Origin of the sequence: Arsenicicoccus bolidensis DSM 15745, assembly GCF_000426385.1 — a bacterium.
GTDB classification, from domain to species: domain Bacteria; phylum Actinomycetota; class Actinomycetes; order Actinomycetales; family Dermatophilaceae; genus Arsenicicoccus; species Arsenicicoccus bolidensis.
This window is the reverse complement of sequence record NZ_AUFG01000008.1, coordinates 13,916-34,549: the sequence shown is the minus strand read 5'-3', so window position 1 is coordinate 34,549 and position 20,634 is coordinate 13,916. Positions and strand designations below refer to the sequence as shown.

The following is a 20,634-nucleotide window of genomic DNA, read 5'->3' as shown; positions in this document are numbered from 1 at the left end:
CGCCAGGCGCGAGGCATCCCACTGTCAGAAGTCGTACTCCGTGATCGGCGAATACCCGCGGAGCCACGTCCCCGCGCCTTGGGTCATCGGCCCGTGCCGGTTGTGCAGCACTGACAGGGTCACCTCGTGGTCCTCGAGCTGCTTCCCCAGACCGCGATACAGCTCCACCTCGACGATGACATCGGCCGCTTCCGCCCACACGTGGTCCAGCTCGGCCGTCGCCCCAGCCCCATGCACGACCTTGCGCAGCGGCACGTTGGCGATGACGCACCGGCCCTCATCCGCCATCGCTCGTATGGCGCCGGGAGTTGCGCCACGGACGCGGTCCGCCCGGTCGAGCGCAACCGCCCGCCAGGTCGCCACGTTGCGCGGCAGCGAGGGGGAGCGCTCGATGTGTAGAGGCACGTCGCCCCAGTCCGATCGGTCTCGGTGGACCCCTGCCAGGAGGTGAGCTGTCGCGACAGGGTCCAGCTCCGGTCCAGTCAGCAACGACGGGGCGCCGGCGAGCGCGAGGCGCCCCACCCACTCGACGAGGACCGTGCTGGCACCCTTCCTCGGCCCGCCTGTGACGACCCAGACCCCGGCCTTGGGGAACCCGCCCATGACCTTGTCGAGCGTCGGCCACCCCGTCGACACCAGAGTGGGGACGGGAGTCGGCTGCACAGCGAGCAACTCGTTGATGAGGGGCATGCTTCACATGATGGCGCCGCCCACCGACATACCCTTCAGCGCCGAACGTCACTTGACGCTGAGCTCGTGCTGCTCAGCCCCGCATGTACTTCCACACCAGGTGGTCGATCTGCTTGGGCGAGTGACCCAGCTGCTCCGCCGCGGCCCTGAGCAGTTCCTCGCCCTCGGTGGGGCCGACGGGGCGTTCCAGAGCTTGCTCCAGGAACCGAAGCACCCAGGTGTCGGCCTTCACGCCCTCGGCGCCCGCCAGCATCATGAAGTAGGCGAACGTCACGCCGCCCAACCCTCTGACGCTCGTGTAGGCCGATCTGGCCATCGCGGGCTGGCCAACCACGTCGGCAGCGGTGCGCAGGCCTGCCTCACTGAGACGCCGAGCAGCCTCACGAATCGCATCCGTCTTGAGCACCTTGCCGCCGCCGAGTTTCTGCGTGGTATCAAGCACCGCCGCGAGGTCCGGGTCCCCGGCCAAGGCCGCTAGGTCGTTGGCTGAGCCGGCCCTGTGGTCGCGCCACTTCGCGGTTCGCCCACGCACACCGTTGTGGGGCTGTCCGTAATGAGTCCTCACCGATAGGACTGCGTCGATGAGCGCAAGCTCGACATCGTCGGGGTAGCCGCCGGGCCAGGCCTCCGGCTCTGGAGGCAAGACCGCCTCTAGCGCCGATCGCACCGTCGCGGCGTCATGGCTCAACACGTCTGTCATCTTCGACTCCCGACTGGCCCAACTACATAGAGTGACAACTTGCAACTTAACGTAGAGAAGGTGTCAGGCGCCGGCTTTTGCCGCGACAGCCCACCTGGATGGTCGCGCGGCCTAGGCCGAGAGGAAGCGCTGGTAGCGCCAATCGAGCAGCTGAGGGTCGGGGCGATCTCCACGCCGCTCAGGCAGCACTGACACCTTCTGTCCGTGCAGGCCCTTGATGCCGTACTCGAGCAGTGGCCCATCGATCTCATCCAGGATGTCCGCACGGATGTGGATGGTGAGCTCGGGGCTGATGCCCAGGATGCCCGCGTCGTAGGCAGCATGATGGATCTTGCAGAGCGACAAACCATTCCGAACGGCCGCGACACCCAGCGCGTGCCTGTCCTCGACGATGTGGGCCGCGTCGAGAAGTGAGCTGTGCCTGAGCGAACACACGGCGCACGTCGTGTTGTACGCCAGCATCACCATGGATCTGAAGACGCGCTGATGCAGCCGCACCTCGGTCTCGCGGGTGGCCCAGCGCCGCATGACCTCCTCCAGAGGTGAGTCGGGTGCCTGATGAACCTGATCCTTGTCATACGCAAGCACGTATTGATGCAGAGCCGGCTCCTCGCCGATGAGGAATACCGGGAACACCGTCTGAAACAGTCCTGGAGCGACGCCGACGAGCCAGATGACAGGGAGACCGAGTTCCATGGCGGCCTGAAGGCCGCGGTTGTCGGCGCCACTGCGCGCATCGCCGCGCATCTTGTAGCGAGGCAGCCCATCAGATCCGAGCACGTCCTCGTAGGGACGTTCGCGCCCCTCTGGCGTGTGGACGGTCATGATCGTGAGTGCGGCTCGGCAGCTTTTCGGCTTTCGGATGCCTCGACCGGTGTCGATGAGCGTGAGTCGCTGCCCGTCGAACTCGAACTGAGTCAGCTCCTGGCGCGTGATGGCGTCCCGCCCATCGTTCGTCCGGGCGGCAAGCCACGCCATGGCTTCGGTCCGCAGGCGCGTCTCGTCCTCAAGACTCAGCATGGCGACAGCTTCCCACCGCCCAACGCGAAGCAGCCCTCGCCCCGCCGACTGATCTGGACCGGGCGCGTGAGCAGACGGACGCGAGTCAGCCTATGAAGGGTGAGCGAGCCCCGGACCACGTCACAGCAAGGACGTCTCGGGCCCGCGTCGCCGCAACGTAGACGAGGGATCGCTGCCGCAGGAGCGCGTCAGCCTTGTCCTGCTCGCTCACCTCATAGTCCTTGACGACCCGAGGAACGGCCCCCTCGTGCACGCCAAAGAGCAACACATGGGTGAACTCAAGGCCCTTGGCCCGATGCATGGTCATCACCAAGGGCTTGCCGGGCTTGACGTTCTCCTGCTCCACCGAGCGCGCATCCAGGCCGCGCTCGGCCAGGCCGTTGACGACGTTGCTGCGGACCCACCTATCTGGCACGAGCACTGCGATCGCTTCGGGTGCCGGCGCTCGTCCCTCCGCCATGGGCTGGGACCCCGGCAGCCAGGACTGAATCAGCTCAGCGGCAATGTCCAGCTCACCCGCCATCGACGGAGCTTCGATGAGGTGGGGCACGGGTCCCGAGCGCGCCGATCGATAGCCGTGCGCCTCGTCCTCGCCCTCCATATCGGTGAACGCGCCTGCAGAGAGGATCCCCATCGCCCATCGGAGGTTCTGCGCCGTCTGGTGCGAGTCCTCGCAGATGAAGAGATCGTTCGGCCCGAGGGGACGCACATGACCCGTATGACGGCGTGTCCCGCCGCTCCGCGTCCCCTCGCCGGCATCGCGGGCGGTTCGGCATACGGGAGCTGAGGCGCTCACTCGTCATGGGTCCACATGCGCAGGACGTGGACGACGCGGTCCTCCGGCAGGACCTCGTAGACCAGCCTGTGCTGGATGTCGATGCGTCGCGAGTAGCAGCTCGCGAGGTTGCCCACGAGCTTCTCGTAACGTGGCGGAGTCGGGAAGGGACCGTCCGCGATGGCCTTAAGGAGTCGCTGGGCCTTGGGCTTGAGGCCCGAGGCCGCGAGATGTTTGGCATCCTTCTGCGCCTGGCGCGAGTAGACCAGCCGCCAGCCTCTCACCAGTCGAGCTCTGTCGAACCCGCCTCGACGCCCTCGGCGCGGGCCTGCCGGATCGACTCGGCATATCCAGGCACGGTCTCCAGGTAGATCGTCTCCTGGATGGCCTTCCAGTCCGCTTCCCCGACCAGGACGGCGTTGCCGCGCTGCCCGGTGATGGTGAGGGGCTAGGAGTCTTCGTTGACCTGGTTGATCAGGCGGTACAGGCTGGCGCGCGCAGATGTAGCGCTCACTGCGGTCATGGGACCACCCTCCACATCCAGCGTACGGCATAACGTACACATCAGGTCGACGCCAGCAAGTCGGCCGCCGTGGTCAACGAAGGCGGAGATCAAGGGGTGCTGCGTAGGCAGGCCGGAGGCGGATGGCGCAACCGGCGGAACGGCCGAGCAGCGCGCCTCGCCCCACCCGCAATGCCAAGGCGCGGCCGCCTCCCTGCTACTCGACCTTCCAGTCACCGATGTTCGAGAAGTCCACGCTAACGATCTTGGCGGCCTTCGGGACCTCGTACGAGACGACACCCTTGACCGTACGACCCGCACCCAGATCGCCGCTGTTGAGCTTCGGCCCCATTGCCACATCCTGGAAGAAGCCTTCGTTGTACTGCTGACCCTCGGAGTCCACCAAGGACCAGTTGAACGGGTTGTAGGGCACTTCGCCCTTTGTCCCCGTGTACTTCACTTGGATCGAGAACAGGCGCTTTCCCGACTCCACCGAGCAATATGAATCAGTGCACCGGTCCCTGTCCTTCACTGCGATCACTGTGACCGTCCCCTGGCCCGTCTCTGAGCTATCGAGACGCGAGGTGTTGTTGAAGGGGAAGGCGGTTCCCATTTTCATGCCGTGACCGTCGCCCGGATCATCCGGCGCCTCAGCCTGCGCGGCCGTGGGCGTCGATGTTGGTTCCGCAGTTGGGGCGCCACCCGCCGTCACCGTCGCTGTCACTGTGACGGTGGCGGGTGCAGGCGACGCAGTGACGGTTTTCATCGAGCCGGACGTCCCGCCCACCGAGCCACAAGCGCCGATGAGCGGTATGAACAACGCCAGACTGAGGGGCTTAGCGTACTTGATCACGTCGGCCAACTCTCGATGTGGGGGGGGTCGTCTCGCCAACTGAGGCGAAAACCCCAGCGACTCATTATGTGCGCCCGCCCGTGTCATCCGCTGCGAGTTGCGATGTTGGCCATCAGAGATGATCCATAATGACTATGCCAAGTGGCATGACCAGCGCATATTCCCCAGTCTGGATGGGGGGCAGTTCGGCATACGGCCTGATCGCCGGGACTGGCCCGACCACCCACGCGAACCCGTGGCTCAGATGTTGACAGCGGATCCTGCGTCGGGGTCATCCTCGTGACCTCTCCCCGTGGTGCGCCACCCAGGGCACAGCCGACCCCTCAAGGAGATCCATGCCTAACCTCCTGACCACCGACGGCGTGCGCCTGACCTACACGGACAACGGCACCTGACCACTCGGCGTCTGCAGCGTGCAGCGGACCACGGGGGTCGGGCGCGTCGGTGCGCCCGAGCAGGGCGCCCCAGAAGCGGGCGCGGCGGTCGGGGTCGTCGGCGTCGTGGACCACCGCTGTCAGACGTGAGGAGATGCGTCGGTGGTAGGCGCAGCCGGGACGCGGCGCCCACGCATTACGGCTCGCCTCGAGCAGGTCAGCAGCTGACGAACCCGACGACGTTCTTCGTGTAGGTGCACACGTCAAGCCGGACGTTCTTGGGGGAGTGGAGGCTGGCCGTGTCGCCCGTGTTGTTCCACTTGTGGAAGCCTGCTTCCAGTAGAACGCGGTGCCGCGGTTGGTGCCCACGCCGGTGTAGACCGTGACCGTCGTGCGCGCCCCGATCACCGACCCCCGCGGGAAGACGAACCGGTTCCCGTGGGTGTCACGGAACCAGTAGCCGGTGACGTTGATCGCCTTCGCGGCGGCGTTGCGCACCTGGAGGTACTCCCCGTTGACGTTCTTCTTGTCGTCCTTGACCTTGGTGCCACCCGCGTCGGCCTGGAACCTCGCCAGCTGCAGCGGCGGCGGGGGCGGCGCGGCGGCCGGAGCGGCCGAGGCAGCGGAGGCGGGGACGACAGACACGGCCAGGGCCGCAGCCAGCACGGCAGAGGCGGAGGTGGAGACAGAGGCAGCGGACATGCGGGGTGGGCCCTTCGGGTGGTCGGTGTCATCGGGAGGTCACGACGGGTTCATCCTGCGTGACGAGTCCACCCTCGTGCGCGCCAGGTGCCTCGATGACCTGAAAGATGGCCCAGAGTGACTAGCCCGGAGTGACTAGCCCGGACGCTAGCCCACGCGCTGCCCCACGGCGCCAGCACGTCACGGGGTCGCGCGGCGGGCCCCGGCATACGCCCTGATCCCGGAGTAGCGGTGTCCGGGCCGACGGGGTCTACTGGTGCGTAGGGCCGCGACGAGGCGCCCCACCCCTCAGTGCAGGAGCACGACGATGACCGATGCACCCTCGATGAACGAGCTGCTCAAGGACGCCCCCAGCAACTGGGGCAAGTGGGGTCCCGACGACGAGGTCGGCGCCCTCAACTACCTCACCCCGGGCGAGGTGATGCGCGGGATCGGCAGCGTCAGGACCGGCCGCGTCTTCACGCTGCAGCGCATGATCGGCGACCCCAAGGGCGACCCGGTCTGGCCCGGCCGCACCCCCGCGGTGCGCACCCAGATCCTCGACGAGTCCAACTGGTACGACGGCGCGGGCGGCCCCGAGTACCCCGGCGGCCTGCACTACGCCGACGACAAGCTCGACGCCTTCCTGCAGGGATCGACGCAGTATGACGCCCTCGGCCACCTCTGGTACGACGGCAAGATCTGGAACGGCTACGACGCCGACACCACCGTCGGCGGGCTCGACAAGGCGTCGATCATGCCGATCGCGGAGCGGGGCGTGGCCGGCCGCGGCATCCTGCTCGACATCGCGCGGTGGCGCGGCAAGGAGGCTCTGGACCCAGCCGAGACGTTCACCCACGAGGACCTCGTCGCGTGCGCGGAGGCGCAGGGCACCCCGATCGAGAAGCACGACATCCTCGTGGTCCGCACCAACTACCTCAAGCACTTCTTCGACAAGGGTGACGCCTTCTACGACGACTTCTGCGAGCCGGGCCTGACCTACTCGCTCGAGCTCGCCCAGTGGTTCCAGGACATGGAGATCCCCAACCTCGCGACCGACACCATTGCCAACGAGGTCACCTACGACCCGGGCTCGGGCGTCGCGCTCCCGCTTCACTGCGCGCTCATGCGCAACCTCGGCGTCGCCCTCACCGAGATCTGCGACCTGGAGGAGCTCGCCGCGGACTGCGCCGAGGACGGCCAGTTCACCTTCTTCTACGTCGCGGCGCCGCTCAAGGTCGCCAAGGCCGCGGGCACCCCCGTCAACCCGGTGGCGATCAAGTGAGCGAGCACGCGCACCAGGAGACCGTCTTCACGTATGGCGCCCCCCAGCTCAAGTTCGGGCTCGGCGCGTCGGAGGAGATCGGCTACGACCTGTCCCTCACGGGCGCCAAGCGCGTCCTCGTCGTCACCGACCCCGGCATCGCCGCCACCGGCACCCCGCAGCGCGTTGCCGAGCAGATGGCCCGGTTCGACATACGGGCCGACGTCTTTGACCAGGTGCACGTGGAGCCGACCGATGCGAGCCTGCAGGAGGCCATCGACCACGCCCGCGCGCAGGGCCCCTACGACGCCTACGTCGCGGTCGGTGGTGGGTCGAGCATCGACACCGCCAAGGCCATCAACCTGCTGATGACCAACCCCGGCGAGCTCATGGACTACGTCAACGTGCCCGTCGGCGAGGGCCGCGACCCCGTCAACCCGCTCATGCCGCTCGTGGCCGTCCCCACCACCACCGGCACGGGCGCCGAGAGCACCACCATCTGCGTGCTCGACGTGCTCGCGCAGAAGGTCAAGACGGGGATCAGCCACGCGCGGCTGCGCCCCACCCTGGCCGTCGTGGACCCGCGGCTGACCCTGACCCAGCCCGCGGGGGTCACCGCGAGCGCCGGCATGGACATCCTGTGCCACGCGCTCGAGAGCTGGACCGCCAAGCCGTATGCCGCCTACCCCCGCAAGCAGCCCGAGCAGCGCGTGCCGTACTGCGGCGCCAACCCGGTCTCGGACATGTGGTGCAGCCGCGCGCTGCAGCTGCTCTCGCACGCCTTCCGCCAGGCGGTGCACCACGGCGACGACGAGGGCGCGCGCTATGACATGGCGCTCGCAGCGACCTTCGCGGGGATGGGCTTCGGCAACGCCGGGGTGCACCTGCCGCACGCCAATGCCTACCCGATCGCGGGGCAGGTCAAGGACTTCCACCCCGACGACTACGCGGGGGACGAGCCGATGGTGCCGCACGGCATGTCGGTGTCGCTGACGGCGCCGGAAGCCTTCCGGTTCACCTTCGACACCAACCCGGACCGGCACGTCGAGGCCGCCCGGATGCTCGACCCGGACGCCCCGATGACCGACGACCCGGCCGACCTGCTGCCGACCGTGCTATCCCGCCTGATGCGCGACATCGCGCTGCCCAACGGGCTCGGCGCCGTCGGCTATAGCGACGCGGATGTTGACGACCTGGTCACCGGCACCATGAAGCAGCAGCGCCTGCTCAGCGCCTGCCCCAAGGAGGTGACCGAGGACGACGCCGCCCGGGTGTTCCGCGGGTCGTTCGAGATCTGGTGAGCCGGGTTGGGAGGCGGCCGGACTCGACCGCCCACCCGGGTGGTCCCGTATGACGACCGCCACCCTCTCGCAGCTCGTCGACACGCTCCTCGAGGGGCTTGGCGGGCCCGGCTCGGGCGAACGCGGCCCGGGCGGGGGCCGGCGACTCGTCCTCGGAATCACGGGGGCGCCCGGCGCCGGCAAGACCACGCTGGCGCTGGCCCTCCTGGACGCGCTGCGCGCCCGGCACGGCGAGGGCTTCGCGGCGCACCTGCCGATGGACGGCTTCCACCTCGCCGACGCGCAGCTCGACCGGCTGGGCCTGCGCGAGCGCAAGGGAGCGCCCGAGACCTTCGACCGGGACGGGTACGCCGCCACCCTCGCCCGGGTCAGCACTGCCGACGAGGACGTCTACGTGCCCGGCTTCGAGCGCGAGCTGGAGCAGCCCCTCGCAGCGGCCCTGGTCATGGAGGCGGCGGCGCAAGTCGTCGTCTCGGAGGGCAACTACCTCCTGCTGCCGGGGTGGGAGCAGGTGCGCGCCGCGTGCGACGAGGTGTGGTGGGTCGAGCTCGACGACGCGGTGCGCCGCGAGCGGCTGGTCGCCCGGCATATGGCCTTTGGCAAGGCGGCCGCAGCGGCACGGGCCTGGGTGGACGAGGTCGACGAGGTCAATGCCGAGCTGATCCGGGCGACCCGGTCGCGCGCGGACCGGGTGATCCGCGAGACCCCCGACGGCTGGGTCCTGTCCTGATCGGCGGTCAGCCGCCGTCAAGCGCCGGCGCAGGCCCCAGGTCGTAGGACGATCGCGCCTCCAGCACCTCGCCCGCATGCTGCTCCGCCCAGCCCCGCAGCGCGTCCAGCGGCTCGACGAGCGTCAGCCCCAGCGTGGTGAGCTCGTAGTCCACCCGCGGCGGCATCGTCGGCTGGGCGCGCCGGCTCACGAGGCCGTCCCGCTCCATGGAGCGCAGCGTCTGGGTGAGCACCTTGGCGGTGACGCCGCCCACCTGGTCCCGGACCTCGCCGAAGCGCGCAGGCCCCTCCGCGAGCACCCCCACCACCAGCGGGGTCCACCGGTCGGTGAGGTGGCGGAGCACGCTGCGCGAGGGGCAGCCGGGGTCGAGGACGTCGAAGCGGGGCTGGCGGTCCACGACGAATCTGCTCCTGGGGGTGATGGTTACCTTGAGGTACTTGGTTACCTATCCATACTATCGTTGGTCCAGGCAGCACATCATCACAGGAGGCAGACATGAAGATCACCGTCATCGGGGCCACCGGCATGGTCGGTCAGCGCGTCGTCGCGGAGGCACTCTCCCGCGGCCACGAGGTCGTCGCCGGATCGCGCCGCGGCACTCCCGTCGACGGGGCCGAGGCCCTGACCATCGACCTGTCCGACACCGACGTCGTCATCGCCCAGATCGCCGCCAGCGACGCGACCGTCATCTCGGTGCCCCCGGCACGAGACGGCGGCAGCCACGAGCCGACCCTCGCCGCGCACCGCGCGCTCATCGAGGCACGTCCCGAGGGTCGCCTCGTCGTCGTCGGCGGAGCCGGTGCGCTCCAGGTCGGGGACACCCAGCTGCGCAACACCCCAGGCTTCCCCGCGGAGTACAAGCCCGAGTCCGACACCTTCGCCGCCGTGCTCGACCTCTATCGCGCGGCCGAGGGGCTGGACTGGACGATGCTCGCCCCCGCGCCGGTCATCGCGCCTGGCGAGCGGACCGGGCGCTACACCGTCGAGCTCGACGTGCCCGCCGGCGACCAGGTCAGCGCCGAGGACTTCGCGGTGGCCCTCATCGACGAGCTCGAGCGCCCCGCCCACCGCGGCGAGCGCTTCACCGTCGCGAGCTGACGGCGGCAGGGCCTGCTCCGGGCGCGTCGTCATACCGTCTCGCCGGACCGGGAGAGCCCAGAGACGCTCGTATGCCGAGCCGCCCTACCCGCCCGGACGGGGCGAACGCACGAGATCGGGGCTGCTTCTGGTGGCTATCACCAGGAGCAGCCCCGATCTCGTGAGCACCGGTCAGGCGGAGGCGGGGACGTTGGCCAGGGGATCGGCTGGAACGTCGGCGGCTCCTCGTCGGGCGTCAGCGCCGTCGGGTGGTCCGATATGCGATCACGCTGGGCGACACCGCCGATCCCGTCCGGCCGGTCATCACCGTCGTGCGGTGCTCGCGCGGACGATCAGGCGCGGTGGGACGACGATGGCCTGGGACACTGGGATGGCGCCTTGGGCAGGTGGGTTGTCGAGGCGTTCAAGCAGGAGGGTGACCAGGTGCTCGCCGATGGCGCGGAAGTCCTGCCTCACGCTGGTCAGGGGAGGCCAGAGGCACTCTGCGCTGACGTCGTCGAAACCGACCAAGGCGACGTCGTCGGGGATTCGCAGCCCGGCCTCGTGCATCGCGCGCATGACACCGCTGGCCATCTCGTCGTTCGCGACGAAGACGGCCCGGACGCCGTCTTGCGCCGCTAGGTGCCGTCCCGCCTGGTATCCCGAGGCGGGGGTCCAGTCGCCATGGAGGGGTTCGGGGATCGGGCGACCGGCTGTCTGAAGAGCTCGTCGCCACCCCTGCTGCCGCTGCTGGGACTGGATCGAGTTCTTGGGGCCCGCGACCAGGTGCACCGTGTGGGCGCCGGTGCCGAGCAGGTGCTCGACGGCCAGCTGCGCGCCACCTGCCTGGTCGAGTCCGACGGTGGGCAGCGACAGGGTGCGGGAGTCGGTCAGGACCACGGGCATGTTCGCGGGGAATCGCAGTTGGTCGATCTCGGCGGTCTCCAGACCCAGGACGACCAGGCCGGCGACTCCTTGGCGCGAACGCAGCATCGCGCGGTTGAGGTCGTCGGCGGAGCCGGTGGCAGCGATGGTCAGGGACACGTCGTAGCTGCGTTCGCGGGCCGTGGCGCAGACGGCTTCGATGATGTTGGCCTCGCCGGTGCGGCTGATGTGATGCGCGACCAAACCGAGGCTGGTGGAGCGGCCGGCACGCAGGACACGTGCTGCCGCGTTGGGGGTGTACCCCAGGCGGGCCATGACCTCCAGCACACGGTCGCGCGTCTCGGGAAGGACGTTGTCGGCGCCGTTGGCCACCCGGGAGACGGTCTGCGCGGACACGCCGGCGAGGGACGCGACGTCCTTGGCGGTAGGGCGCCCGCTCCATCCGACGCCGCCGCGGCGCCCGGTGCTGCTCAGCTGGGTCATGGGCGGGGCCCCTTCTGGGAAGTGGTGGCCGCGGAGGCACGGCCGATGGCGGCGGTAGGACGCGGCAACGGTACCGTCACGGGCCTGCTCGTCCGGGCGCCCGGCGAGATCACAGCACCCGCTCGGCTGGGCTGCCAGGGGCGGCCCGGTGGACCACCGGCTCGGCGAGCCCTTCCCGGGAGGCAGCCTCCAGGACGGCGACGGCGATCGAGCTGGCGGACTGTTGGGGGGCCAGCACGATGGCGCCCCGCCGAGAGGCCGCCACGAAGGTGCGGTGAGGCAGAGCCATCGGCAGGCACCGGCCCTGGTTGTAGTCGACGTGGTCCTCGATGAGGTTCACCCGCCCCGGCGCGGCCCACACACCGTCGGTCTTGGCCGCGAAGCAGCTGGCGAACAGGTCTCGGGCCCTGCTGGCCCCCTCGGCGTCATCCCATGCTGCTGGTGCGAGACCCATCTTCTTCCCCTGCCTGGTCGGACGTCGTTGTCGTCGCCTCCGATGCGTCCCTCGCGAGCCATCACCGACACGGGCACCGGAAGCACTCCTATGTTTGCGCTATCACAACCGTTGCGCAACCCTTGACAACTGCCCACGTCGAGCGCATGCTTGACGAAATCGCGTTTATGGTGACGCAAACATATGTGTGGCGCGGTCGACGCTGACCGAGTCCGTCGTGGGTCCCTCCGGGGGCCGGGGGCGGTCCTGGCGGCGACCGCGGCCTCGAAAGTCCCCTCGTGGCTCACTGTCACGAGCTCGAGCACCCCAGCTGTTCAGGAGCACCAACGATGATGGTTCCGAAGCACCACGAAGATCTGAGCGTCCTGCACGAGAACACCCTGCCGGCGCGGTCCTACTACGTCCCCGGGTCTGGCCCGTTGCCCGACGTGGTCAATGCCCGTCGCGACTCCGACCGGCTGCGCCTGCTCAACGGCACCTGGGCCTTCAGCTATCACGCCAGCGTGCGCGACCTCCCGGACGACTTCTGCTCGCCCGAGCGCGACCTGGGGGCTATGGACGCGGTACAGGTCCCCGGCACCTGGCAGGCCGCCGGCTATGACGCGCACCAGTACACGAACGTGCGCTACCCCATCCCGCTGGATCCGCCGTTCGTCCCCCAGGACAACCCGTGCGGGGTGTACAGCCTGGACCTCGAGCACGAGCCCCGCTCCGGTACGCCACGCTCCTACCTGGTGTTCGAGGGCGTGGACTCGTGCTTCTACGTGTGGTTGAACGGCCGCTACGTGGGTTACAGCCAGGTGACGCACGCGACCAGCGAGTTTGACGTCACGGACATGCTCCAGCCCGGCAGCAACCGACTTGTCGTGCTCGTCGTCAAGTGGTGCGACGGGACGTATCTGGAAGACCAGGACAAGTTCCGCACGAGCGGCATCATCCGCGACGTCTACCTGCTCACGCGTCCTGAGTGGGTGCTCTTCGACTACTTCGTCACCACCACCCTGGGCATCGAGGACGCGTGCGTCCTGGTGCGCGGCACCTACCGGGGGGAGCCTGTGCCCACCCGCGTCACCCTGACCGACGCGGACGGGACGATCGTCGCGACCGGCGACATGGGGCCGGGAGGAGACGAGCAGGGGTACACCCACCGGTGCGAGCTGCGGGTGGACCAGCCGCGGCTGTGGAACCCCGAGGCCCCCTACCTGTACACGCTGCAGGTGCAGACCCCCGGTGAGGTGATCACGGACCAGGTCGGGATCCGGGAGGTCGGGATCCAGGACGTGGTACTGCAGCTCAACGGCGCCCCGGTCACCATCCGTGGCGTCAACCGCCACGACTCCGACCCCGAGACCGGCCCGGTGGTCGACCTGGAACACATGCGACACGACCTGGCGCTCATGCGACAGCACAACATCAATGCCGTCCGCAGCTCGCACTACCCGAACGACCCCCGGTTCTACCAGCTGTGCGACCAGTACGGCTTCCTGGTCATGTCCGAGGCCGACAACGAGAGCCACGGCACCCAGACGCAGTTCCTGGCCGACGACTCCTGGGACAACGTCGTCGAGCACTGGAACGACCTCATCGCCGACAACCCGGACTGGACCGGCGCCACGGTCGACCGCGTGCAGCTGTGCGTCCGGCGGGAGAAGAACCGGCCCAGCATCATCTCGTGGTCTGCCGGCAACGAGTGCGCCTACGGCTGCACCCTGGAGCAGGCGCTGCAGTGGATGAAGGGCTTCGACCCTACCCGCCTCACCCACTACGAGAGCTCCTACTATCGGGACTCCAAGCGGCGCTACGACTACTCCAACATCGACCTGTACAGCCGGATGTACCCCACCCAGGCCGAGATGAAGGACTACCTGGAGACCGACCCGGACAAGCCGCTGATCCTCGTGGAGTACTGCCACGCCATGGGCAACGGGCCTGGCGACCTCGAGGACTACTGGCAGCTGATCAACGACGACCCGCGCCTGTGCGGCGGGTTCGTGTGGGAGTGGTGCGACCATGCGGTCCTTGCGGGCCGAACCGCTGACGGGCGACCGCGGTACCTGTACGGCGGCGACTCCGGAGAGACGATTCACGACGGCAACTTCTGCGTCGACGGGCTGGTCTCGCCGGACCGGCGCCCCCATCCGGGGCTGCTGGAGCTGAAGAACGTCCAGCGGCCCGCACGCGTCCTCGGCTACGACCACGACAACGGTTCCTTCACCGTACGCAACGACCTCGACTTCACCGACCTGGCCGCCCACGCCACCCTGTCCTGGCGACTCGTGTGCGACGGCGAGGTCGTCGACGCCCAGGACGGCATCGTCCTCGACGGCCCTGTGGCCCCCCACCAGGTCGTGCAGGTGTCGTGCCGACCCGCGGTCCCCGCGGCCGGACGATGCCACCTGCAGGTCCGCTACCACCTGCGCCACGACGACGGGATACGCCCGGCCGGTCACGAGCTCGGGATGGACGAGGTCGAGGTGCCCACCGCCGACCCCCGCAACCAGCGCGCCCTGGCCGAGAAGCCCGCGGCGAGGGGCGCCACCCCCACCGTGGCACGCACCGACCGCAGCATCGTCGTCGCCGGTGAGGGCTTCCGGTACGTCTTCGACCCGACCACCGGCCTGCCCCAGACGCTGCGCGTGAACGGCACGGACCTGCTCGAGCGGCCCGCCGAGATGAACATCTGGCGCGCTCCCACCGACAACGACCGACGCATCCGCCTGGAGTGGGAACGAGCCCACTACCACCAGGCACAGGCACGCGCCTACACGTGCGACGTCACCACGACCCCCGACGGGGCCGTGATCATCGACGCCGACATGTCGATGGTGGCCCCCACCGTGCAGCCCATCCTGCGGATGAGCACTCGATGGACCGTCCACGCCTCCGGCACCCTCAGGGTGCGCATGGACGTGCGCCGCGCGCCGGAGTTTCCCCCTCTGCCACGCCTGGGGCTGCGCTTCTTCCTGCCCCCCCAGGTCGACCAGGTCTGCTACATCGGGCTCGGCCCCGGGGAGAACTACCCCGACAAGCGTCGCGCCAGCTGGCACGGCCGGTTCGACAGCACCGTCGACACCCTCGGCACGCCCTACCTGCGCCCGCAGGAGAACGGCAGCCGCGGCGACTGCGACTGGCTGAGGCTGACCGACGGCAACGCGTCCCTGACCGTGACCGGCACCGCCCCGTTCTCCTTCAACGCCTCCACCACCACCCAGGAAGCGCTCCAGGCAGCACGGCACGACACCGAGGTCCAGCCCAGCGGATCCACCGTCCTGTGCCTGGACCACGCGATGGCCGGCATCGGGTCGAACAGCTGCGGCCCCGAGCTGCTGGAGCAGTACCGCGTCGACGCCGACACGTACCTCATCGACTTCACCCTCACCCCGGTCGCCCGCTGACCCCCATCGCACAAGGACACGACCATGAGCACGGCATCCCCTGCGTCCCTGACGCACAAGAAATACCTGACCTGGGGCAACAAGATCGGCTACGGCTCCGGCGACGTCGCCGGCAACGTCGTCTACGCCCTCCTGTCGGCCTTCGTCATGATCTACCTGACCGACCAGGTCGGACTGAACGCCGGCGTCATCGGCACACTGATGATGGTCGCCCAGCTGTTCAACGGTGTCACCGACATCGGCTTCGGTGCCCTGCTGGACCGGACCCACACCCGCATGGGCAAGGCCCGACCCTGGATGCTGTGGCCCTACTTCGGCTGCGCGCTGACCCTGGTGGCCTGCTTCGCCATCCCCGACAGCCTCGGCGAGACCAGCCAGTACGTCTGGTTCTTCATCGCCTACACCCTGCTCAACAGCGTCTTCTTCACTGCCAACAACATCGCCTACTCCGCGCTGACAGCACTCATCACCAAGAACCCCGCCGAGCGTGTCCAGATGGGCTCGATCCGCTTCATGTTCGCCTTCACCACGAGCATGCTCATCCAGATCCTCACGGTCCAGGGCGTGCGCGCCCTGGGAGGCGGCGCCGACGGATGGCGCTGGATCGCCGTGATCTACGCCGTCATCGGCCTGGCGGTCAACACCCTGTCGGTGCTGTCGGTCAAGGAACTGCCCGCCACGGAGCTCGACGAAGGACGCGACGTCCAGGCCGCCGAGACGTACACCTTCAAGGAAGGCGCCCGCCTGCTCCTGGCGAACAAGTTCTACCTGATCATCCTGGTCGTCTACCTGGTGCAGCAGATCTTTACCGCGACGCTGAACATGGGCATCTACTTCATGACCTACGTCCTCAACGACGCGACCCTTCTGGGCATGTTCGCGTGGGCCATCAACATCCCGATCATCCTCGGCCTGCTGTTCACCCCGGTCCTGGTCGCCAGGTTCGGACAGATGTACAAGGTCAACCTGTGGGGCTACATCATCGCCGTCGTCGGCCGCATCGGCGTCGTGATCGGCGGCTATCTGGGCAACATCCCCCTCATGCTCGCCTTCTCTGCGATCGCCTCGTTCGGCATGAGCCCCCTGCAAGGCACCCTGAACGCCCTCATCGCCGAGGCCTCTGAGCACACGCTGCTGCGCACGGGCAAGCGCATCGACGGGATGATGTTCTCCTGCACCACCCTGGGTGTGAAGATCGGCGGAGGCATCGGCACCGCACTCGCCGGCTGGCTGCTCGCCGCCAGCGGCTACGTCGGCAAGGCCGCTACCCAGAGCGCCTCGGCGATCAACATGCTCTATTTCATGTACCTGTGGATCCCCGCCATCGCCACCGCCATCATCCTGTTCTTCCTCAGTCGTCTCGACGTCGAGAAGGCCAACAACAAGATCCGCGCCACGTTGAGCCCCGCCACCAACTGAGCTGACCCTGAGGGGTGGGTCCGCCGACGGGAGAACCCGGTGGTGTGCGACCCGTCGGGGACCGGGAAGACGTTCCTCTCGAAGCCCTCGGTCGGCAAGCCGTCGAGGAAGGGCTCAAGGTCGCCTGGTTCACCCTGGAAGACCTCGGCGTCCAAACGAGCGGCGACTCCGTTCGCCTCACCCAAGCACTGGGGGCAGCCGGGGCGAGTGACGGGGGCTAAGAGAACGGCCCCCGGACGGCGAGATCCGGGGCCGATCTGGTGGGTAGTTCACACAATCCTGTGACTACGGGCTGGGCCGCCACCCCGCTCGTATCGGGTACGTAGGGAAGCGATGAGTTTGTACATCCGCCACCTGCTCCGCCCTTGGACACGCAGTGCATGTACCACCGTCTCGCGCGACACCCCGTAGGCCGTGAAGTCCTCCTCGGTAGCCAGCTCGGGGTGAGCTTTCAGGAACTCGGTCAGCTGGCGGCGGTGCGTCTCAAGCTCCTCGGCCTCGCCGGGCTGTGCGTCGTTCACCCATCGCATGGCCCACAGTTGTGTCCGGATCATGTCGGCACGCTCCTGGACGGCTTCCCGATTCTTGCGCTCTAGGTAGTCAGGACGAGTCTCCACGACGGCTCCGACGTCCAGCTCGCCTGCTTTGCCAAACACGGAGGCTTGCTTGAGGTGCTTGGCCAGATCATCCAACGTCTTGCCGATGGTGTGGATGGTCTCGATGTTGGTGAACAGGGCGCCGCGCGTGGCGTCCAGGTCGATCACCGATGTTTCGTTGTAAGCGCGCCCGGAGCTGTCCTTGTAGTGGACCTCCACGTGGTGGACGGTCGGCAGGTCGTCCCTGCCGTTGCGTTCGATGTGGTTGTCCCAGAACGTTCGCATCTCTTGTCTGGGGGCCAGCATGGCGATGGGCTCTTTGAGCATTTTGATGTTGGCCAAGATGAACTCGTCATGTGTCTCACGGGCCCGCCTTGGGGGCGGGTCCAGGTCCACCTTCACATCGAAGGCGGGCCTTTCGCCCATGTTGTGGATCGACAGATCGAACAAGTGCTTGCTTGCCCGTGACTCCACCGCAGAGACGATCACGTAGGGGCGGCTTGCCTCTTGGGCTGCGCGCCGGGCGTCGGCGACCTGCTCCCTGCTGGCTTTCCACTGCCCCCAGGCAACCACCGCAGCGACGGCGGCGACGAGCAGCAGCCCGAGAGTGAGCAGTGTGTAGATGGCTGTCCATGCAGTCGCGTCGAGGCCCCAGAACTTCATGCTCCTATTCAGCCAGACAGTACCGACAGAAGGCGCACTGAAGGTTCTTGGCGAAGCCCAACGGGGCTCTCATTGACGCTCAAACCTGAAACGGAAGCCCAGTCGGACATCGGTCATGCCACGATGTTGCTGACACCCACGGGCGGGGCTGCCATGTCGACTACGCGACAGGCTGACGCCGGGCGTGAACACCAGCGGACCAGAGCGCAGAGGACAGCGCAGTGACCCAGCATGAGTCGTTCTTCCAGCAGAAGCAGCCCGCTGCGGTCCTCAAACACGCGGTGCTGAGCGAGTACACGCGCGTATTCGCGAGCGCCGTGGGGCCTCCCCCCGTCTGGGTGATCGACGGCCATGCAGGTGCGGGTGCCCACGAGTCAGACAACCCCGAAGCCTCGCATCCAGAAGGATCACCGCTGGTCATGCTCAAGACAGCACGGTCACTGGCCAAGACGCAAACCATCAACAGCATCTTCATCGAGCGCAACCCCGCGATAGCAAGTGCGCTGGAGGTGAACACGGCACACTTCCGGGCGCACGGACTCGGTGTCACCGTCCTGAAGGGCGACGTCGAGGATCGCCTACCTCAGGCGTGGCGCCTGGTCGGCAACGACCCCGTAGTAACGTTCCTGGACCCGTTCGGCGTCGCCATGAGCAGGGCCATGATGACGAATCAGCTGCTCGCGCGTCCACAGGGCGCCAGGCCGTCCGAGGTTCTGCTCAGCATCAACGTGGAGGCTGTCCGCCGCATCGGCGGCAACTTCACCGAGGACGTCCAAGGCAAGGTGATGCCCCGCGCCGGCAGGGGCTTCTACATGCCTCCGACCTGAGAGCCCGACCGGTGGGCCCGCTCTGGAGGCAGCCCTGAGGACAAACAGGCCCGAGAACACGAAAACTCCCGGCCAGATGATCTCTGGTCGGGAGTTTCGTGAAGCAGTTGGGCTCACTTGCGTGAAATACCCCTGGTGGGCAAGGGGGGACTTGAACCCCCACGTCCTTGCGGACACTGGCACCTGAAGCCAGCGCGTCTGCCATTCCGCCACTTGCCCGTGGCTGCGCGCGATCCGGGGATCACGTGCGACGCCCCATCTTGCCCTATGCCCGCGCCAGTCACCAAACCGAGACCCCGCGCCAGGGCAGCCTCCACCGGCCGGACAGACGCCGCCGTTACGATGCCAGACGAGTCCGTGTGTCGCCGTAGGTCGCAGAGGGAGGAGCGCCGGTGGGACTGTTCGACAATCTCGAGAGCAAGCTCTCGTCCATGGTCAACGGCGCCTTCGCCAAGGCGTTCAAGTCGAGCGTGCAGCCGGTGGAGATCGCGAGCGCGATCCGCACGGCGATGGACGACAAGGCGGCGGTGGTGGGCCAGGGGCGCACGATCGTGCCCAACCTCTACACGATCGCGCTCAGCCCGAGCGACTACGACCAGCTCAGCCAGTACTCCGACGGCCTGACGGACGAGCTCGTCGCCGCCGCCGAGGACCACGCCGACAGCCAGCGCTACCGCCCGGCGGGGCCGCTGCGGGTGATCCTCAGCGAGGACGCCGAGCTCGAGACCGGCGTCTTCAAGCTGCGCCCGGCGAGCGCCAAGGACCCGTGGGCCGTGTCGGCCGAGCGGCGGCCCGCGCGCCGACCCGCCCCGGGTCCTGTCGAGAGCGGGTATGCCGACCGCCGCCGCGAGGACGCCGACCCGCGAGGCGGCGGGGCGCCGGCATACGGCCCGGGCTCGGCCGCCATCCCCGGGGGCGTCTCCGGCGGCGTCGGCCAAGGCCTGGGCGGCGCGGCAGCCGGGGCGGGAGCGGCAGCGGCGGCGAGCACCTTCCGGCCGCTCGAGCACGACGACCGCAGCGACCGCGACCACCGAGAGCGCCGAGACCACCGTGACGCGGGGGACCGCTACGGCCGGGACGACATCGGCTACCGCGACGACCTCGGCGCCTACAAGGACGACTACGACGACCTGCAGGCCACTCGCCCGCAGCAGCCCGCCCGCCCCGCGCCCGAGCCTCGCCGCCCAGACCCGACCCGCCGGCCGTGGCTGGACATCGACGGTGACCGCTACCCGCTGCTGGGGGCGATCACGGTCGTCGGGCGGGACGGGGTGGCCGACATCGTGCTCGATGACCCGGGCATCTCGCGGCAGCACGCCGAGATCCGCATCACCCACGACGGCCCGCACCTCGTCGGCTCGATCCGCGACCTCGGCAGCACCAACGGCACGTTCGTCGAGGGCCACCGGATCACGAGCCAGCGCCTGGCCGACGGCGATCGCGTGACCGTGGGGCGGACGTCCTTCGCCTTCCGCCTGGGCCGGGGATGACATGAGCGAGCTGACCCTCACGATCATCCGGCTGGGCCTGCTGGTCGGGCTGTGGTTCTTCGTGTTCAGCCTGGCGGGCGTGCTGCGTCGCGACCTCTACGGCACGCGCGTCTCTCCCCGCGCCGGGCGTCGTCCGGCGGTGGCACCACGGCGCCGGTCCAACGAGCCGACCCGCATCGTGGTCACCGAGGGTGGTCTGCGCGGCACGACGATCAACCTCAAGGAGTCCGGCGTGCTCGTCGGTCGCAACCCGGAGTGCGCGCTGATCCTCGACGACGACTTCGCGAGCGGGCGCCACTGCCGCGTCTACCGCGACGACCAGGGGTGGAAGGTCGAGGACCTGCGCTCCACCAACGGCACCTATCTCGGCGAGGAGCGGCTCACCGACATCACGCCGGTCGGGGTCGGCAGCCAGCTGCGGATCGGTCGCACCGTCCTCGAGCTGAGGAAGTAGC

Annotated in this window: 20 protein-coding genes and 1 tRNA gene; 9 read left to right on the top strand and 12 right to left on the bottom strand. The window is 68.4% G+C overall.

What is annotated here, in order from left to right; genetic code table 11:
- Positions 1–24: 24 nt before the first annotated feature.
- From K313_RS0106310 to K313_RS22940, 7 genes are all read right to left on the bottom strand, one after another.
- Positions 25–690, bottom strand: coding sequence for a P-loop NTPase family protein (locus tag K313_RS0106310; RefSeq protein ID WP_029210888.1), 666 nt, complete (start codon positions 688–690; stop codon positions 25–27).
- Between the two features lie 73 nt (positions 691–763).
- Positions 764–1,390 (bottom strand): hypothetical protein, encoded by a 627-nt coding sequence (locus K313_RS22180; RefSeq protein WP_050347315.1) that lies wholly within the window; start codon positions 1,388–1,390, stop codon positions 764–766.
- Between the two features lie 111 nt (positions 1,391–1,501).
- Entirely contained in the window at positions 1,502–2,410 is a 909-nt protein-coding gene (locus tag K313_RS0106300) for an HNH endonuclease (protein ID WP_034252097.1), read from the bottom strand.
- Between the two features lie 85 nt (positions 2,411–2,495).
- Positions 2,496–3,044: a 3'-5' exonuclease gene (locus K313_RS0106295; RefSeq protein ID WP_156911171.1), complete on the bottom strand. Its 549-nt coding sequence runs from the start codon at positions 3,042–3,044 to the stop codon at positions 2,496–2,498.
- A gap of 158 nt (positions 3,045–3,202) precedes the next feature.
- Positions 3,203–3,469 carry a Txe/YoeB family addiction module toxin gene (locus tag K313_RS24170; RefSeq protein ID WP_029210884.1) on the bottom strand — a complete coding sequence of 89 codons (267 nt, stop codon included), beginning with the start codon at positions 3,467–3,469 and terminating at the stop codon, positions 3,203–3,205.
- 435 nt (positions 3,470–3,904) lie between these two features.
- Positions 3,905–4,540: a DUF4352 domain-containing protein gene (locus tag K313_RS22945; protein ID WP_156911169.1), complete on the bottom strand. Its 636-nt coding sequence runs from the start codon at positions 4,538–4,540 to the stop codon at positions 3,905–3,907.
- 323 nt (positions 4,541–4,863) lie between these two features.
- A complete protein-coding gene (locus tag K313_RS22940) occupies positions 4,864–5,616 on the bottom strand; it encodes a lamin tail domain-containing protein (protein WP_084412528.1) in 753 nt (250 codons plus the stop codon).
- Positions 5,617–5,923: 307 nt separating this feature from the next.
- Here K313_RS22940 and K313_RS0106275 point away from each other — a divergent pair, with 307 nt between their 5' ends.
- The 3 genes from K313_RS0106275 to K313_RS0106265 are packed head-to-tail and all read left to right on the top strand — an operon-like array spanning position 5,924 to position 8,890.
- Positions 5,924–6,880: a cyclase family protein gene (locus K313_RS0106275; RefSeq protein ID WP_029210881.1), complete on the top strand. Its 957-nt coding sequence runs from the start codon at positions 5,924–5,926 to the stop codon at positions 6,878–6,880.
- The gene (locus K313_RS0106270; RefSeq protein ID WP_029210880.1) at positions 6,877–8,160 is read left to right on the top strand and encodes a hydroxyacid-oxoacid transhydrogenase; all 1,284 of its coding nucleotides are present in this window, start codon (positions 6,877–6,879) and stop codon (positions 8,158–8,160) included. The genes K313_RS0106275 and K313_RS0106270 overlap by 4 nt, the downstream gene beginning before the upstream one ends.
- A gap of 49 nt (positions 8,161–8,209) precedes the next feature.
- Complete coding sequence (locus tag K313_RS0106265; RefSeq protein ID WP_029210879.1) at positions 8,210–8,890, top strand: nucleoside/nucleotide kinase family protein; 681 nt, start codon at positions 8,210–8,212, stop codon at positions 8,888–8,890.
- A gap of 7 nt (positions 8,891–8,897) precedes the next feature.
- On the opposite strand, the gene K313_RS20255 is transcribed toward K313_RS0106265, so the two are convergent.
- On the bottom strand, positions 8,898–9,287 hold the full coding sequence (locus K313_RS20255) for a winged helix-turn-helix transcriptional regulator (protein WP_156188125.1): 390 nt from the start codon (positions 9,285–9,287) through the stop codon (positions 8,898–8,900).
- Between the two features lie 98 nt (positions 9,288–9,385).
- Between K313_RS20255 and K313_RS0106255 the strand changes: the two genes are divergently transcribed.
- A complete protein-coding gene (locus K313_RS0106255; protein ID WP_029210878.1) occupies positions 9,386–9,988 on the top strand; it encodes an NAD(P)-dependent oxidoreductase in 603 nt (200 codons plus the stop codon).
- A 303-nt stretch (positions 9,989–10,291) separates the two neighbouring features.
- Here the strand turns inward: K313_RS0106255 and K313_RS0106250 are convergent, their stop codons facing one another.
- Both K313_RS0106250 and K313_RS24850 read right to left on the bottom strand, forming a co-directional pair.
- Positions 10,292–11,335 (bottom strand): LacI family DNA-binding transcriptional regulator, encoded by a 1,044-nt coding sequence (locus tag K313_RS0106250; protein ID WP_029210877.1) that lies wholly within the window; start codon positions 11,333–11,335, stop codon positions 10,292–10,294.
- Positions 11,336–11,444: 109 nt separating this feature from the next.
- Positions 11,445–11,789: a galactokinase family protein gene (locus tag K313_RS24850; RefSeq protein WP_029210876.1), complete on the bottom strand. Its 345-nt coding sequence runs from the start codon at positions 11,787–11,789 to the stop codon at positions 11,445–11,447.
- Positions 11,790–12,118: 329 nt separating this feature from the next.
- Here K313_RS24850 and K313_RS0106240 point away from each other — a divergent pair, with 329 nt between their 5' ends.
- Both K313_RS0106240 and K313_RS0106235 read left to right on the top strand, forming a co-directional pair.
- On the top strand, positions 12,119–15,184 hold the full coding sequence (locus tag K313_RS0106240) for a glycoside hydrolase family 2 TIM barrel-domain containing protein (protein ID WP_029210875.1): 3,066 nt from the start codon (positions 12,119–12,121) through the stop codon (positions 15,182–15,184).
- Between the two features lie 24 nt (positions 15,185–15,208).
- Positions 15,209–16,603: an MFS transporter gene (locus K313_RS0106235; RefSeq protein WP_029210874.1), complete on the top strand. Its 1,395-nt coding sequence runs from the start codon at positions 15,209–15,211 to the stop codon at positions 16,601–16,603.
- Positions 16,604–16,872: 269 nt separating this feature from the next.
- Here the strand turns inward: K313_RS0106235 and K313_RS0106230 are convergent, their stop codons facing one another.
- Positions 16,873–17,862: a hypothetical protein gene (locus K313_RS0106230; RefSeq protein WP_029210873.1), complete on the bottom strand. Its 990-nt coding sequence runs from the start codon at positions 17,860–17,862 to the stop codon at positions 16,873–16,875.
- Between the two features lie 221 nt (positions 17,863–18,083).
- Here K313_RS0106230 and tcmP point away from each other — a divergent pair, with 221 nt between their 5' ends.
- Positions 18,084–18,689: a three-Cys-motif partner protein TcmP gene (gene tcmP, locus K313_RS20250; protein WP_029210872.1), complete on the top strand. Its 606-nt coding sequence runs from the start codon at positions 18,084–18,086 to the stop codon at positions 18,687–18,689.
- A 133-nt stretch (positions 18,690–18,822) separates the two neighbouring features.
- Here tcmP and K313_RS0106220 read toward each other — a convergent pair.
- A tRNA-Leu gene (locus tag K313_RS0106220) sits at positions 18,823–18,908 on the bottom strand.
- A 173-nt stretch (positions 18,909–19,081) separates the two neighbouring features.
- Between K313_RS0106220 and K313_RS22930 the strand changes: the two genes are divergently transcribed.
- Positions 19,082–20,179, top strand: a complete 1,098-nt coding sequence (locus tag K313_RS22930; protein WP_029210871.1) for an FhaA domain-containing protein — start codon at positions 19,082–19,084, stop codon at positions 20,177–20,179.
- Position 20,180: 1 nt separating this feature from the next.
- The gene (locus tag K313_RS0106210; protein WP_029210870.1) at positions 20,181–20,633 is read left to right on the top strand and encodes an FHA domain-containing protein FhaB/FipA; all 453 of its coding nucleotides are present in this window, start codon (positions 20,181–20,183) and stop codon (positions 20,631–20,633) included.
- Position 20,634: the final 1 nt, after the last annotated feature.